This window comes from Stetteria hydrogenophila, assembly GCF_054657575.1.
Map to the genome: position 1 here is coordinate 601,201 of NZ_BAAHYL010000002.1, position 14,751 is coordinate 615,951.

Sequence of the window (14,751 nt, forward strand, 5' to 3'; positions counted from 1 at the left end):
GTTGCTCCGCAGGGATCCTCCTGGGGGGTCAGTCGTTGGCCGCGTATCCAGCCGCCGGCGGCTCCCTTGGAGGAGGTGGGGGCGTGTTCGGGGTTTAGAGGATGCAGCTCCCGTTGAACATGCTGTGCCTCTGGTACTCCTTCCTGGGGTGGGGGTGGTCGAGCCTGTAGTGGACTCCCCGGCTCTCCCTCCTGGCTAGGGCGCACTCGAGGATCCCGCGGGCTAGGAGTTTGAGCCTCTCGTCCGCCTCCACCGCCTCCAGCTTCCTCAGGCCCGCCCGGAGGCCCTCGCCCGTCCTAGCCACGCCCGCGTGGGTCCAGAGTATCTCCCTGATGGAGTCTACGTCGCCGGGGTCCTGGCTGGTGTCCTCGGCCGCGGCGACTTCCCGGCCGCTGCTCTCGGGCTTGTCCCTCGCGATCGTCCTGGCGACCTCGAGGCCGCTGACTATGCACTCCAGGAGGGAGTTGCTCGCCAGCCTGTTCGCCCCGTGGAAGCCCGTGCAAGCCGCCTCGCCGACGGCGTAGAGGCCCCTTATGCTCGTCCTGTAGTAGGGGTCAACGCGGAGGCCGCCTATGGAGTAGTGGGCCACTGGAGCCACGGGGACCGGCTCCCGCTCGGGGTCCACGCCCTCCCCCCGGAGGGCCTCGTGGATGCGGGGGAACCGCTCCCTGAAGCCCTTGACCCTCGTGGCGTCGAGGTACACCCTCCTCCCCCGGGAGAGCTGCTCGTAGACAGCCCTCGCCACCACGTCCCTAGCCTCCAGCTCGTCTACGAACCGCTCCCCCTCATCGTTCACGAGCCTGGCCCCGGCGCCGCGGACGGCCTCGCTCACCAGCACCACCCGGCCCCGCGGGCTGATGTAGGCGGTGGGGTGGAACTGGGTGAACTCCAGATCGCAGGCAACCGCGCCCTTCGAGACGGCGTCCCCCAGGAGGACCCCCGTGTTCAGGGGGGACCCGGAGGAGTACTTGTAGAGCCCCGTGTAGCCCCCCGTCGCCAGCACGGTGGCGTCGAAGCGGGGCAGCTCACCCCCCACGAAGACGCCGTGGCACCTCCCCCCGGAGACGGCGAGGGAGGAGGCGGCGCCCCTCACGAAGTGGACCCCCACCTCCCCCGCCTCCGCCAGGAGCCGCTCCACGATCACCCTGCCGGTCTCGTTCCTAGCCGTGAAGACTCGGGGGAAGCTGTGGCCCCCCTCAAGCTCCGCCCCATCGAATGCGACGCCCAGCCTCTGGAGGAAGTCGAAGGCCTCGCTCGCCCTCGACACGACGCCCCAGACCACCTCCTCGTCGCAGAGGCCCCTCCCCGCCCTAAGCGTGTCCATGACGTGGAGCCAGGCCGAGTCGCCATCGAGGAGGGGGAGCGCCACGCCCGCCTGGGCCCGGTAGGAGTTGGACTCCTCAACACCAGGGCACACGACGTAGACCTCAAACCCCCTCCACGCCAGGCTGACGGCTGCAGTCAACCCCGAGGCGCCGCAGCCGACGACGCCCACCCTCAACAGCTCCACCCGGCCCCCCGGAGGAGCGGCTGGGGACGCCCCCGGGGAGGGCTAGGGGCTCGACTTTAACTCCTCCCCCCTCTCCAGCCGCTTCGGGCACTCCGGCAGCACGCCGGTCTCGTAGTACTCCCTGAACCTCCTCAGCCACTTCGGGTCCTCGCGGGTCTTCACGTACTCCACGAACTTCGCTATCCTATCCATGGTCTCACGGCTGACCACGTGCTCGATCGCGTGGGCCTCCCTCTCCGCCGTCTCCCTGTCAACCCCGAGTATGACTAGGAGGTCGCGGAGGGCCTCCCTCTTCCTCCGCAGCTCCACCGCCAGCCTCTCACCCTTCTCCGTCAGCGTCACCCCGCCGTACTTCTCGTAGTTCAGGTAGCCCTCCATGCTCAGCTTCTTGAACATCTCCGACACCGTCGAGGGCCCCACGCCGAGGAGGCGGGAGACGTCCTTCACCCTAGCGTACCCCTTCCTCTTGACAATCTCGTACACAGCCTCAACGTAGTCCTCAGCCCTCCTAGTCACCCTACCCGACCGCATCTCGTTCGAGCCACCCAACACTGTTCGGCGCCGCTGCGAGGCTTTAACCCCTAGGCCAGCCCCGCTGGCTTGGGGCGTCGGCGGGGCTAGGCGAGGGCCAGCTCTGCTATCGCCACTATCAGGGCTGCGAGGACCGAGCCGGTGAGGGCGAGCGTCAGCTTGGCTATGAAGTCGAGCCTCCTCCCCATCTCGTCAATCCTCTTGTCCAACTCCCCGAGCCTCGCCTCGACACCCCCAAGCCTGGCGTTGAACTCCTTCTGGAGCCCCTCGATCCTAGCGTTGAACTCTTTCCTGAGCCCCTCCAGCTTGGAGTCGAGCTCCCTCCTAAACTCCTCCCGCAGCTCGTCCCTGAGCCTCTCTATGTCGCTCTTAGTGGCGACGTCCCTCAGCACCGCGTTTATCACGGCGAGCCTCACGTCGGGCTCCGCTACCAGGAGCTCCGCCAGCCGCTTACGCGCCCTCTCATCCTCCTCGAACAGCTTCACGATGTCCTCAGCCGACAGGCTGGCCAAGACGCATGGGCACCCCCTCCCGTGTAGGTTAAGTGTGGCGGTGTTAACCTATCACTCTTTCCCCCGCAGGGGGATCCCTAGAAGAGGCCCTGCCCAGCGAGGGGCCGGGTCCGTGGGGGGAGGGTTTGAGGGGATCCCGGGGGCGCGTGGGTTGGGGTGCTAGATTTTCATGATTTGCTGGATTATTCTCTTCCGCGACTCGTCGGCTAGCTTCTTGATCTCCTCGATGGCCTCCTTGGTGAGTGGGACCTCGACTTCCTCGCGGGAGAACCTGACGCCCTTCATCCTCTCTATCCTGAGGAGGAGCCTTGCGGGCTTCTCCATGCGGCTGTACATGAGGTTGTCCGCTGCGTCCTCCCACCTCTTGATGTCCTCCTTGAAGGCGTTGGTGTTCACGGTGAAGAGGTAGCTCCTGCTCTTGTCGCTTGCTAGCACGTCCTCGATGTAGCTGAGCACCGCGTCCCTGTAGGATGGGGAGAAGAGTAGGAGGTTGAGGGAGGAGCTGAAGACCATGACGCCGATGCCGCGGTCCTCTAGCATCGACTCCGCCTCGGCGATGGCGGCATCCCACGCCGCGGGCTTGAGCAGGTTCGCCCTCACGACACCGCCCTCCACCCTGTACCCGTCTATGCCGGCGTCGAACGCTATGAAGGCGCTCCTCCCCCTGTAGTCGTCGAGGTTCACGCCGTACACCCTGCGCATGACGCTCCTGATGTAGTCCGGCTCGTACTGGAGCAGCGCGAACACCGCGGAGCCGCCGCTCTTGACCCACTGGGAGACGAAGGCCAGGCCCACGAGGGGCTTCCCGGACCCCCCGGGGCCGCTTATCAGGGTGGAGGTCGGGTAGGGGAAGCCATCCGGCAGCAGCCTCGCGAGCCACTCGCACTCCAGCCTGAGCACCCTAACCTCGCCCACCACGCTTCACCCCCCGGTCTAGCCGCGGGGCGCGGGCCGGGATCCCTGCTGGGCCCGCTTGGGGCCCTTTTCCCGTATGACTATCCAGCCGGGCAGGAGGAGGATGAAGAGCATGATCGCGGGCAGGTTGTAGGCTGCGGCGTCGAACTCCCACTCCTCGCCCACTATCGCCGCGTCCAGGGCGTCGGCCCCGATTATGAGCAGGTACATCACCCCCACCATCGCCGAGAGGAGGAGGCCGGTGAAGAGGAACGCCAGCCCCTCCTGCTCCAGCCTCACCAGCGCGCCGGCGCGGTAGAGGAGCACCGAGCCTATGACTAGCAGCACGAAGCCGCCCATCAGGCTGGGGCTCGCGTACGGCGGGAACCCCAGCCCCCCAAAGACCCACGCGGCTATCTCGGCCAGCCCGTAGGCCACGTACAGGACCCCCACGGCTGCGGAGTACGCCGCGACCGCCCTCAGCAGCCGCTCGCCCGCCACTCCCCCCACCCCCGCTCAAGCGTAGCCTAGCAGGTGGCCCAGGGACACTATCGCCAGGGCCACGATGTAGGCGAGCGTGATGAGGTACGCTAGGGTGAAGAGCGGCCACTTCCACGAGCCGGTCTCCTGCTTGATGGCGGCCAGGGTGGCCACGCACGGCACGTAGATGAGCACGAACGCCATGTAGGCGTAGGCGGTTAGCGGCGTGAAGTCGGCGTGGAGGGCCGCCTGGAGGCTGGGGCTCTCCTCGGTCGCACCCTCAATGCCGTAGAGCTCCCCGAGCGTCCCCACGACGGCCTCCTTGGCGAGGAATCCGAAGAACAGTGCGACGGCGGCCTTCCAGTTCCATCCCATCGGCTTGAACAGAGGCTCCAGCGCGTGGCCGAGCCTGGCTACGTAAGTCTCCTCGAGGGGCGCGCCGGGGCCGCCCGGGAGCGTGGAGAGGAGCCAGACGAGCACGACGACTAGGAGTATTATGGTCCCCGCCTTCCTGAGGAACTTCTCACCCCTCTCCCACATGTGCATCGCCGCTATCCTAAGCGTGGGCATCCTGTACGGCGGCATCTCGAGTATGAGCGGCGAGGGCTCCCCGCCGAAGAGCAGCCTCCTCAGCAGGAACGCCACCAGGGCGGCGAGGGCTATGCCCAGCAGGTACATTGAGAGGATGACCACGCCCTCCATCCCCGGGAAGAACGCCCCCGCGAAGAGGGCGTAGACCGTGAAGCGGGCGGAGCACGACATGAGCGGGTTGACGAGGATCGTTATCAGCCTGTCCCTCCAGTCCCTAATAGTCCTCGTGGCCATCACCGCGGGGACGTTGCAGCCGAAGCCGATGAGCAGGGGGATCACGGAGTGCCCGCTCAAGCCGGCCTTGTACATGATCTTGTCCATGACGAACGCCGCCCTGGTCAGGTACCCCGAGTCCTCCAGCAGCGAGAGGGCGAGGAAGAGGAAGAATATCGGCGGCACGAAGGCCAGGACGGAGCCGAGGCCCGCTATGACGCCGTCCGCCAGGAAGGAGGCGAGGTACGGGTTCGACACGCTACCGGCAACAACGCCCCCGAGCCAGTCGAAGAAGGCCTGGATGAGGTCGGAGAACGGCGCTGAGACCCTGAAGGCGAACTCGAACACCGCCCACATGATGGTTATGAATATCGGTATCCCGAAGACCCTGTGTGTGACCACCTTGTCGAGCATCTCGGTGTAGGTCAGGGGCCTCCCCCTGACGGTTACCACGGCCTCGACTATGGACCTCACGAACTCGTACCGCTTGTCTGCGAAGTAGGTCTCCGGGTCCTCGAGCTCCCCGCGCAGCTCCTCCGCCCTCCTAGCGACGCCCTCGCAGCCGGCCTTCCTCACCTTCTCCTCCACGTCCTCGTCTCCCTCGAGGAGCTTTACGGCGAGCCACCTCCTGGGGTACCTCGCTAGCTGCGGGCACCTGGCGATCTCCTCCTCTAGGGCTGCGATGAGCCTCTCCGCGCGGCCGTAGTCGACGAGCTTAGCGGGGCCCTCCCTCCCCCTAGAGGCGGCCTCGTACACCGCCCTCTTCAGCTCCTCGAAGCCTACGCCCCTGATGGCGACCATTGGGACCACGGGGACGCCGAGGAGCTTGGAGAGCCTCTCCACGTCGATCTCTATCCCCCTCGCCTCCGCCTCGTCCATCATGTTCAGGGCTATCACCACGTTCGCCCCGGCCTCGAGGAGGTCCACTGTGAGGTAGAGGTTCCTCTCAAGGTTGGAGGCGTCCACGATGTCCACGACTACGTCCGGCTTCTCCTCCACGATGTAGTCCCTTGCTATCTTCTCCTCCAGAGAGTAAGGGGTCAGGCTGTACGTCCCCGGGAGGTCCACGACCTCCACGAGTGCGTCGCGGTAGGTGAACCTGCCCTCCTTCCTCTCCACCGTGACGCCCGGCCAGTTGCCCACGTGCTGCCTGGACCCGGTGAGCGTGTTGAATATCACCGTCTTCCCGACGTTGGGGTTCCCGATGAGGGCCACCCTGATCCTCTTCAACACGGCCCTCTCCATCACTCCAGCACCTCGACGATGACCTGGCTGGCCTCATCCTTCCTCATGGAGAGCCTGTAGCCCTTCACCTCGATCTCAACGGGATCCCCGAGGGGGGCGACCCTGACCACCTTGACTACCTCCCCCGGGATGAGGCCCATCTCCCTGTACCTCCTGCCCGCGGGGCCCTTCAGGGCCACGCGGACCACCCTGGCCCTCGAGCCGGGCTTCAGGTCGGAGAGGCGGGCCTGCAAGTCACTCCACCCTCCTAACAATCACCCTAGCCGCGACGCCCCGCCCGATCGCGAGCACGGTCGCCCCGTTCACCCGGACCAGGGTGGGGCCCGGGCCGCTGGATAGGACCTCAACCACCCTCCCCGGCGTGAGGCCCAGCTCGTAGAGCCGCCTGGCGAGCCCCTTACCCCCGTGGATCCCAACTATCTCCCCCTTCTCGCCGGGCGCCAGGTAGGCGAGTGGCATTACCTTGCCGTCGACACGCGCCGTCACGGGGCTCATCCCGCCACCCGCCTCGTATACCGTTTACGTCATAAAAAGGTTTCGGTGGACTAAACTTTATTCTACGAGTAGAAACAAATTCAACTAACCGAAAACCACTACTGGGCTGAAGCCGATTCTAGGTAACAGGGGCTCCTGGAAAACACGCCCAGCCCCCGCCGGCTAGTACGCCAGCAGGAGCGTCCTCGCCGACTTCACAGCCTTCACGGCCCTAACCTCGTCGAGGAGCCTTCTAATCCTCTCACTGCTCCCCTTGACTATTATGAATAGGAGGCAGTTCTCCTCGTCGAGGTGGACGTGGAACGACCCCAGGATTACGTCGAGGTAGTGGTGCTGTATATCAGTCAATTCCGCGTCGGCGTTCCCAACCTCGTGGTTGTAAATCAAGCCTATGGCCCCGACGAGCTCGCCGGAGAGCCTCCACCTGTTCTCGGCCAGGAATAGGCGGAGGGCCTCCTGGACTATGTGGGACTTGCTCGTCACCCTCGCCTTGGACATGAACTCCTCCAGCTCCCTGGCGAGATCCGGGGGGATGTAGACGCCGAACCTCACGCCCGAAGCCTCCCCCTCGCTCAAACCCGTGCACCCCCGAGAAGCCCGGGCGAGGGCCGGGCCCCTAAGCCTTGCAGGATAACGCTTGACGGGGGACGTGGAGGTGAATACATTTATGCCTGCACCAGCATATACATAACGGTGCACCCAGGCCGCCCCGGGGATGGCCGCCCCCGGGATTGCCGGCGGGGAGAGGGGGCGCCTTGGCTAGGGTCAAGGTTCTACTAGTCTCCACCGTGGTCAGCGGGTCCTTGAGGAGGGCCATCGAGGACGTCAGCGGCTACGTGGACGTTAGGCTTGTGTACTCGCACGACCTGCGGAGGTATGGCAGGGAGGAGGTTCAGAGGCTCGTCGACTGGGCCGACGTCATCCTGGTTGATGTGAGGGGCGACCCCGGCGTCCTGGGCGAGGTGGACTACGGGGAGAAGGACGTCGTCGTCCTCGTGGGCGGCTCCACCCTGATGGCCAGGGCCAAGCTCGGGAGGTTCAGGATGCCGGCGAGGGCCGCGGGCGTGGCGGAGAGCCCGGAGAGCGTGAAGAGGAGGATAGAGCGGATCCAGAGGGTGATCGAGGGGCTCGGGAGGCTCATCCCGCTCGGGGCCCTCAGGGATGCGAGGGACTACGTGCAGCTCATGAAGTACTGGGCGAACGGGGGCTACGAGAACTACAGGAACATGCTCCTACTCCTAGCCAGGAGGGCCGGGGCCAGGGTCGAGGTGGGGAGGCCCGTCGAGTTCCGGGAGTACGGGCTCTACCACCCCGTCCACGGCTTCGACTACAAGCCAGCCATCGACCCGGGGAAGCCTACGGTGGGCGTGCTCTTCTACGGCGGCATGCACTTCGAGCAGGAGGTGGAGACCCTCAAGAGACTCCTCGAGAGGCTCGAGCCCGTGGCTAACGTGGTGCCGGTCTACTCGGAGGGCATACTCAACCTGAAGGCGGTGGAGGAGTACTTCATCAACGTCGACGCCATAATAAGCCTCCTCTGGTTCAGGCTCAACGGGGGCCCCCTCGGGGGCGACCCCAGGCCCACGATAGAGCTCCTCAAGGCGAGGGGCGCCAAGCTCTTCACCCCGGCGCTCATGTTCACGCAGAGGATCGAGGACTGGGAGAGGAGCGAGAGGGGCCTCGACGTGCTTCAAACGATAACCACCGTGGTCCTCCCGGAGATGGACGGCGGCGTCGAGCCCATCCCCATCTGCGGCGTGAGGGGCGATGAAGTGGTCCCCATAGAGGATAGGGTGGACAAGCTCGCCAGGAGGGTGGCGAGGTGGCTCGAGCTCAGGAGGAAGCCGAACTCGGAGAAGAGGGTGGCGATAGTCATCTACAACTACCCGCCCGGCGAGGAGAACCTGGGTAGCGCCGCCTACCTGGACACGTTCAAGAGCGTCGAGAGGATCCTGGAGGCCCTGGAGAGGGAGGGCTACAGGGTCGAGAGGGCGGACCTGAGGAGGCTCTTCCTCGAGAGGAGGCTCTTCAACCCCGAGCTCCACCCGCCCGAGGCGGTCGGCGGCCCGAGGATGAGCGTGGAGGAGTACCTGAAGTACTTCAACGAGCTCCCCGAGGAGGCGAGGAGGGAGGTCATCGAGGCCTGGGGGGAGCCGCCCGGGGACATCATGGTGGACGGGAGGGGGATAGTCATACCCGGCGTGGTGCTCGGGAACGTGTTCATAGGAGTCCAGCCCTCGAGGAGGCCGGTCCTGAGGACGGAGGAGGACGTGTACTCGGCGATCCACGACAAGACGAAGCCCCCGCACCACCAGTACCTAGCCTTCTACTTCTGGATCCAGAGGGTGTTCAAGGCCGACTGCGTCATTCACGTGGGGACCCACGGGACCGCCGAGTTCATGAAGGGGAAGGAGATAGGCCTCTCCTCCAAGTGCTTCCCCGACATCCTGATAGGCGACCTGCCCCACCTCTACATATACCACGTGGTCAACACCTCGGAGTCCACGATAGCCAGGAGGAGGCTCTACGCGACGCTCATAAGCTACAACTCGCCGCCCTACACGACCGCGGACCTCTACGAGGACTACGCCAGGCTCGAGGAGTACCTCGACGAGTACAGGGAGGCCCTCGACAAGGACCCGGCGAGGGCGGAGGTGGCGAGGAGGAAGGCCCTGGAGCTCGCCAGGAAGCTCCACCTAGGGGAGGACCTCGAGGAGGTCGAGGCCAAGCTGTACGAGTACAAGCGCTCGATAATCCCGAAAGGGCTCCACGTCCTCGGCGAGAAGTACAGCCTGGAGGACCTGGAGGACTTCATGGTTCTCCTCGGGAGGTACGACAGGGGGAGGGTGAAGTCTCTGAACAGGCTGATAAGCGAGGCGAAGGGGTGGAGGTACGAGGAGGTACTCAAGGACCCGAGGAGGCTCAGGGAGGTCGACAGGGAGGCCCGGGAGGTGGTCAGGAGGTTCCTCAGGGGGGAGAGGTTCCCCCAGTACGAGGAGACGCTCAACTACCTCCTAGAGGTTGCGAGGAGGTACGCCGACAACTCCCTCGAGATAAGGAGCGTCATCGAGGGCCTGAACGCCCGCTACATAGAGCCATCCACGGGCGGCGACGTCATCAGGAACCCCGACGCCCTCCCGACGGGCAGGAACATCCACCAGTTCGACCCCATGAAGGTGCCCACCGAGGCGGCGGTGGAGAGGGGGAGGCACATAGCCAGGGAGACGCTGAGGAGGTACCTCGAGAAGCACGGCAGGTACCCCGAGAGCGTCGCCGTCGTGCTCTGGGGCTTCGAGACGACGAAGACCCAGGGGGAGACGGTGGCACAGATACTCGAGTACCTCGGGGTCGAGGTTGTCCACAAGACGCCCTGGGAGAAGGAGCTGAGGGTCATACCCATCGAGAAGCTCGGCCACCCCAGGATAGACGTCGTCGTAACCATATGCGGCTTCTTCAGGGAGATGTTCCCGAACGTGATGAGGCTCATAGACCAGGCCGTCAAGATGGTCTCCCAGCTCGACGAGCCGGAGGAGGTGAACTACGTGAAGAAGCACGTGAGGGAGCTCGCGGGGTTCGGGGAGCTCGCCAGCGTGAGGATCTTCGGGCCCAGGGCAACCGAGTACAGCACCAGGATGCTGCAGCTCGTGGAGGACAGCGCCTGGAGGGACGAGGGCGACCTGGCGGAGGCCTACCTGGCCTCGATGAGCTACGCCTACGGCGGGAGCGCCTACTCCAGGGAGGCGAGGGAGGTCTTCGAGAGCCTCCTGAGGAGGGTCGAGATGGTCACCCAGGTGAGGGACTCCCACGACTACGAGATCACCGACCTGGACCACTACTACGAGTTCTTCGGCGGCCTATCGAAGGCCGTGGAGACCCTGAGGGGGGAGAAGCCGGAGATGCTGATAGCGGACTCGACGAGGGAGGTCGTCAAGGTGGAGAGCGTGAAGGAGGCGATCGAGAGGGGGACAGTGACTAGGACCCTGAACCCGAAGTGGATAGAGGCGATGCTCAAGCACGGCTTCCACGGCGCCCAGAAGATCTCTGATAGGGTGGAGTACCTCCTAGGCCTCGCCGCCACGACGGGCGCGGTGGAGAACTGGATCTGGGACAGGGTCGCCGAGAGGTTCGTGCTGGACGACGAGATCTTCCAGAGGCTCAGGGAGAGCAACCCCTACGCTGCGAAGAAGATCCTCGAGAGGCTCCTCGAAGCCCACAGGAGGGGGTACTGGCACGCGGACGAGGAGGTCCTGGCCAGGGTGGAGGAGAGGTACCTGGACCTCGAGGGGATGCTTGAGGAGGAGGTGTCCCAGAATTGAGCGCGGAGGCCGGGGAGGGGAGGAGGCTCGTCTACCCCTTCACCGCGATAGTGGGCCAGGAAAAGGCCAAGCTGGCGCTGATAGTCAACGCCGTGGACCCATCGATAGGCGGGGTCCTCCTCAGGGGCGACAAGGGCACCGGGAAGTCGACGATGGTCAGAGCCTTCGCGAACGTCCTGCCGGAGATAGAGGTGGTCGCCGACTGCCCCTTCAACTGCAACCCGAGAAACCCCCTGGAGATGTGCGACAACTGCTACAGGAGGTACATGAGGGGCGAGGAGCTCCCCGTGGCCAGGAGGAAGATGAGGGTCGTGGATCTACCCCTGAGCGTCACGATCGACAGGCTCGTCGGGACGGTGGACGTAGAGAGGTTCCTCAGGGAGGGAAGGAAGGCGCTTCAGCCCGGGATCCTGGCTGAGGCGAACAGGAACATCCTCTACATAGACGAGGTCAACCTCCTAGACGACTACATAGTAGACGCCATCCTCGACGCGGCGGCCATGGGGTGGAACATAATCGAGAGGGAGGGCGTGTCCTTCAGGCACCCCGCCCGCTTCATACTCGTGGGCTCCATGAACCCGGAGGAGGGGGAGCTAAGGCCCCAGCTCCTCGACAGGTTCGGCCTCGTGGTCGACGTGCAGGCCCCCATGGACCCAGAGGAGAGGGCGGAGATAGCGAGGAGGGTCGAGGAGTTCCACAGCGACCCCCTAGGCTTCTACAGGAAGTACGAGAGCAGGGAGAGGGAGCTCGCCGAGAGGATAGAGAGGGCGAGGAGGATACTGCCCAAAGTGCAGGTGAGCGACGACCTCCTAAAGCTCCTGGCCGAGACCGTCGTCAGGCTGGGGGTCAAGACCCTCAGGGCGGAGATTGTGACTGTGAAGACGGCGAAGGCTATAGCGGCGCTCGACGGGAGGCTCAAGGTGACGCTGCAGGACCTCGAGAAGGCCATGGAGCTGGCGCTGCCCCACCGGCTGAGGGAGAAGCCCTTCCAGAAGCCCAACGAGCCCAGGATCCCCCCACTCCAGGCGGCTGGCGGGAGCGGGGGAGGCCAGGGCGAGGGGGATCCCGGGAACAACCCCGGAAATTTTAGGGATCCCAGGAGCGGCGGCGGGGCGGGCGGGCAGGGCGAGCAGGGGGGCGCTGGGGGCGGAGGGGGCGGGAGCAAGGAGGGCACCCGCGGGAGCGGGGGGCTCGAGAGGACCTTCCAGCCCGGCGAGGCCGACATCGGCGGGGTTGAGGCTAGGAGGCTCGGGCTGGACAGTGGCTTCAGGGCGTACCGCTCCTCGAGGGATGCGAGCATCACACTGATCGGCCTCCCCCGGGGGGTCCCGGTCTCCTACGTTCCGCCCCCTCGCGGCGACGTTGGGGATATCGACCTCTACAACTCGATAGTCTGGGGGATCCTGAACGGGAGGAGGCCCCCGGTGAGGCTGCAGCCGGGGGACTTGAGGGTCAGGGTCAGGAGGGCCAAGGCCCCCACCCTCTGGGTGGTGATCCTGGACTCGAGCGGGAGCATGGTGGCCCAGAGGAGGATCGAGGTCGCGAAGGGCGTGACAGTCAAGCTCATCGAGGAGGGCTACGTCAAGAGGTCCAGGATCGCCCTCATAATCGCCAGGGGGAGGGAGGCGGAGCTGGCGGTCCCACCCACCAGGAACTACTGGAGGGTGCTCGAGGCGATAGAGAAGGCGCCGACGGGCGGGAGGACCCCCCTCGCCTCGGCGCTCTACAAGCTCCTACTCCTCGCGAGGAGGGAGAGGTTGAAGGAGAAGTCCCTGAAGGTCAGGGCGTTCCTGGTGACCGACGGGAAGGCGAACGTCCCCCTCTTCGGGGGGCGTGTGAGGGACGAGCTGGCCTGGATCGGGGAGGAGCTGAGGAGGAGCGGGGTGGAGCTAAACATCTACGACACTAGGATCGGGAGCATAGACCCGGGCCTCTCCTACATCGACCTCCTAAGCGAGGCAGCCAACGCCAGGGTGTTCAAGGCGTAGCGCGGCCGTGGAACCACTCGGGGGTCCCTCCGGCTCGCGGGGCTGCGCGTAAGGGGGTTTAACGTGCCAGCCCCCAACCCTTGGCGGGTGTGCTGGCTGTGGCCGGCGTGGAGGGCGCTCCGGGCCCCTTGGGGCTGGGTGTGGCGGGGAGGCTCGAGGTCACTGTGCTCGTGGATAACAGGCCCGGGCCTGGGCTGAGGGGCGCGTGGGGGCTGAGCATCCTGGCGTCGACGCCCGGGGCTAGGATACTCTTCGACGCGGGCCCGGATCCCGGGGTTCTCGCGGAGAACGCGGGGAGGCTCGGCGTCAACCTCTCCACGGTGGACTACGCTGTGGTGTCCCACGAGCACCTCGACCACATAGGCGGCTTCCCCGCCGTGGCGAGGGCGAGGCCGGGGCTCAGGGTCTACGCCCCCAGCCGGATGTCACTCGACGCCATCCACTGGCTCGAGAGGCTGGGCTTCCGGGTGGAGCGCGTCGAGGACACCACGCCCATCGCTCCTGGGGTCGCGGTGGTGGGCCAGCTCCACGGGCCTCCCTGGGAGCAGGCGCTCGCGGTCAACGTCGAGGGGAGGGGGCTCGTAGTCCTCGTTGGCTGCAGCCACCCCGGGGTAGCGAGGCTGGTCCACAAGGCCTCCATGGACCTCGGGGTGAGGCCCTACGCGGTCATAGGCGGCTTCCACACCGCCTGGTCGACTCCGCGGGAGCTAGAGTCGGTGGTGGAGGACCTACTCAGCCTAGGCGTGGAGAGGATCGCGCCGATACACTGCAGCGGCGACGGGATAAGGAGGCTCCTCGCGGGGAAGCACCCCGAGCACTACCTAGACGTCAAGGCCGGGGGCAGGGTGGAGTTCTAGCCCTTAGCCCTCCCCCTCCCGGCTCCACCTCCTCCACACGACCCTCCCACCCCTCTCCCTGACCTCCACCACCCTGTGGAGCGGGATCACCGTGTCGCCATCGTCGAGGAGGAGCGCCCACTCGCTCGCCCTCACAACCCTCGCGGCGGGCAGCTCCCTGAGCGACTGCCTCCCAGTCTCGGGGTCCCTGTCAATATACACTATGACATACCTGGAGGGATCCCCGCTGTAGAGGACCCTGTTAACCTCCTGCCTGATCCTACTCCTCCTCCTAGCCAACCCTCCAAGCCCCAGAGCCAGGGGCCCCCCGGGCCCCCAAGGGATCCTGAGTGGCGGCCGGGTCCATAAATGCCCCGGGCGGCCGCCCAGGCGTGGGCGCCGAGCCGCGGGAAGAGATACTGGCGCCTTGACTGCCACCGTTGGACGGGTCGCCGGGCGCCCGTGGGTCAGTGGCCTGGAGGGTAGGGCGGGGGTAGGCTGGTTTACTGGCTGCCGGCCTGGCCGCTTTTCAAGCGCTTCTTCAGCTCTTCCAGCTTCCTCCTAGCCTTGCATATGGCTTTCGCCTTGTCGCGAAGCTTCCTCAGGTACCCTATGGGTGGGAAGCTTATCGCGTCCCTTGGGCAGACCTTGGCGCAGGTGTCGCATCCTACCATGCAGTTGTAGGGCCTAGCAACTACGGGCCTCATCTTGTCGAAGTCCCAGTCGTAGACGACGCGGCCGCTGCAGGTTAGGAAGCACAGCCCGCACCCTATGCACCTCTCATAGTCTATCCTGGGGTACCACTCTATATCCCTGCGGGGTATCCCCCACCATGAAGTCTCGGAGTAGTCGCGGATAACCCTTCCAAGGACATCCCTGCCTATAACCCTTAGCTCGCCCGCCATGAGCCCATTCTTCACCTAACATAGCTATAGTTAACCCCGCCGTAATCAACGTTCGCCTTCGGAGAACCATGGTCTCTCCCCCTTCACAGGGTTTAATCAAATGCCTGAATTCGTAACAGCAAGGGATCCCCTCTCCGTTTTCCAGTATTTTTCTAGGCGGTTGCCGTCATGGTATTAATTAAGGCTTATAGGGGGCCAGCTTAACCTGTCGCCCGGTGTACCCCTGGTTGCCCGG

14 protein-coding genes are annotated in these 14,751 nt (G+C 65.4%); 3 read left to right on the plus strand and 11 right to left on the minus strand.

The window, feature by feature from the left end; translation table 11 throughout:
* Window positions 1–94: 94 nt before the first annotated feature.
* The 9 genes from nadB to ACYQ3J_RS06525 form a co-directional block, all read right to left on the minus strand.
* Window positions 95–1,504 (minus strand): L-aspartate oxidase, encoded by a 1,410-nt coding sequence (gene nadB / locus ACYQ3J_RS06485; protein ID WP_460126278.1) that lies wholly within the window; start codon window positions 1,502–1,504, stop codon window positions 95–97.
* A 48-nt stretch (window positions 1,505–1,552) separates the two neighbouring features.
* The gene (locus ACYQ3J_RS06490; protein ID WP_460125989.1) at window positions 1,553–2,059 is read right to left on the minus strand and encodes a metal-dependent transcriptional regulator; all 507 of its coding nucleotides are present in this window, start codon (window positions 2,057–2,059) and stop codon (window positions 1,553–1,555) included.
* Window positions 2,060–2,127: 68 nt separating this feature from the next.
* Entirely contained in the window at window positions 2,128–2,553 is a 426-nt protein-coding gene (locus ACYQ3J_RS06495; protein WP_460125991.1) for a hypothetical protein, read from the minus strand.
* 159 nt (window positions 2,554–2,712) lie between these two features.
* Window positions 2,713–3,468: an ATPase domain-containing protein gene (locus tag ACYQ3J_RS06500; RefSeq protein WP_460125993.1), complete on the minus strand. Its 756-nt coding sequence runs from the start codon at window positions 3,466–3,468 to the stop codon at window positions 2,713–2,715.
* Window positions 3,469–3,486: 18 nt separating this feature from the next.
* Window positions 3,487–3,948 (minus strand): hypothetical protein, encoded by a 462-nt coding sequence (locus ACYQ3J_RS06505; RefSeq protein WP_460125995.1) that lies wholly within the window; start codon window positions 3,946–3,948, stop codon window positions 3,487–3,489.
* A 15-nt stretch (window positions 3,949–3,963) separates the two neighbouring features.
* Window positions 3,964–5,976, minus strand: coding sequence for a ferrous iron transport protein B (feoB, locus tag ACYQ3J_RS06510; protein WP_460125997.1), 2,013 nt, complete (start codon window positions 5,974–5,976; stop codon window positions 3,964–3,966).
* On the minus strand, window positions 5,976–6,209 hold the full coding sequence (locus ACYQ3J_RS06515) for a FeoA family protein (RefSeq protein ID WP_460125999.1): 234 nt from the start codon (window positions 6,207–6,209) through the stop codon (window positions 5,976–5,978). The genes feoB and ACYQ3J_RS06515 overlap by 1 nt, the downstream gene beginning before the upstream one ends.
* Before the next feature lies 1 nt (window position 6,210).
* Window positions 6,211–6,471, minus strand: a complete 261-nt coding sequence (locus ACYQ3J_RS06520) for a FeoA family protein (protein WP_460126001.1) — start codon at window positions 6,469–6,471, stop codon at window positions 6,211–6,213.
* A gap of 162 nt (window positions 6,472–6,633) precedes the next feature.
* Window positions 6,634–7,047, minus strand: coding sequence for a CopG family ribbon-helix-helix protein (locus ACYQ3J_RS06525; RefSeq protein WP_460126003.1), 414 nt, complete (start codon window positions 7,045–7,047; stop codon window positions 6,634–6,636).
* Between the two features lie 179 nt (window positions 7,048–7,226).
* Here ACYQ3J_RS06525 and bchH point away from each other — a divergent pair, with 179 nt between their 5' ends.
* The 3 genes from bchH (at window position 7,227) to ACYQ3J_RS06540 (ending at window position 13,632) form a co-directional block, all read left to right on the plus strand.
* Window positions 7,227–10,787, plus strand: a complete 3,561-nt coding sequence (gene bchH / locus ACYQ3J_RS06530; RefSeq protein WP_460126005.1) for a magnesium chelatase subunit H — start codon at window positions 7,227–7,229, stop codon at window positions 10,785–10,787.
* A complete protein-coding gene (locus ACYQ3J_RS06535; RefSeq protein ID WP_460126007.1) occupies window positions 10,784–12,775 on the plus strand; it encodes an ATP-binding protein in 1,992 nt (663 codons plus the stop codon). The genes bchH and ACYQ3J_RS06535 overlap by 4 nt, the downstream gene beginning before the upstream one ends.
* An 89-nt stretch (window positions 12,776–12,864) precedes the next feature.
* Window positions 12,865–13,632: an MBL fold metallo-hydrolase gene (locus ACYQ3J_RS06540; RefSeq protein ID WP_460126280.1), complete on the plus strand. Its 768-nt coding sequence runs from the start codon at window positions 12,865–12,867 to the stop codon at window positions 13,630–13,632.
* Between the two features lie 3 nt (window positions 13,633–13,635).
* Here ACYQ3J_RS06540 and ACYQ3J_RS06545 read toward each other — a convergent pair whose 3' ends face one another.
* Window positions 13,636–13,911, minus strand: a complete 276-nt coding sequence (locus tag ACYQ3J_RS06545; protein WP_460126009.1) for a DUF504 domain-containing protein — start codon at window positions 13,909–13,911, stop codon at window positions 13,636–13,638.
* 203 nt (window positions 13,912–14,114) lie between these two features.
* Entirely contained in the window at window positions 14,115–14,516 is a 402-nt protein-coding gene (locus tag ACYQ3J_RS06550; RefSeq protein ID WP_460126011.1) for a 4Fe-4S dicluster domain-containing protein, read from the minus strand.
* Window positions 14,517–14,751 lie beyond the last annotated feature (235 nt).

Excerpts from the sequence above, each read along its gene's own strand:
- ACYQ3J_RS06520 (WP_460126001.1), bottom strand. The coding sequence starts at position 6,471 with ATGAGCCCCGTGACGGCGCGTGTCGACGGCAAGGTAATGCCACTCGCC.
- feoB (WP_460125997.1), bottom strand. The coding sequence starts at position 5,976 with ATGGAGAGGGCCGTGTTGAAGAGGATCAGGGTGGCCCTCATCGGGAAC.
- ACYQ3J_RS06550 (WP_460126011.1), bottom strand. The coding sequence starts at position 14,516 with ATGGCGGGCGAGCTAAGGGTTATAGGCAGGGATGTCCTTGGAAGGGTT.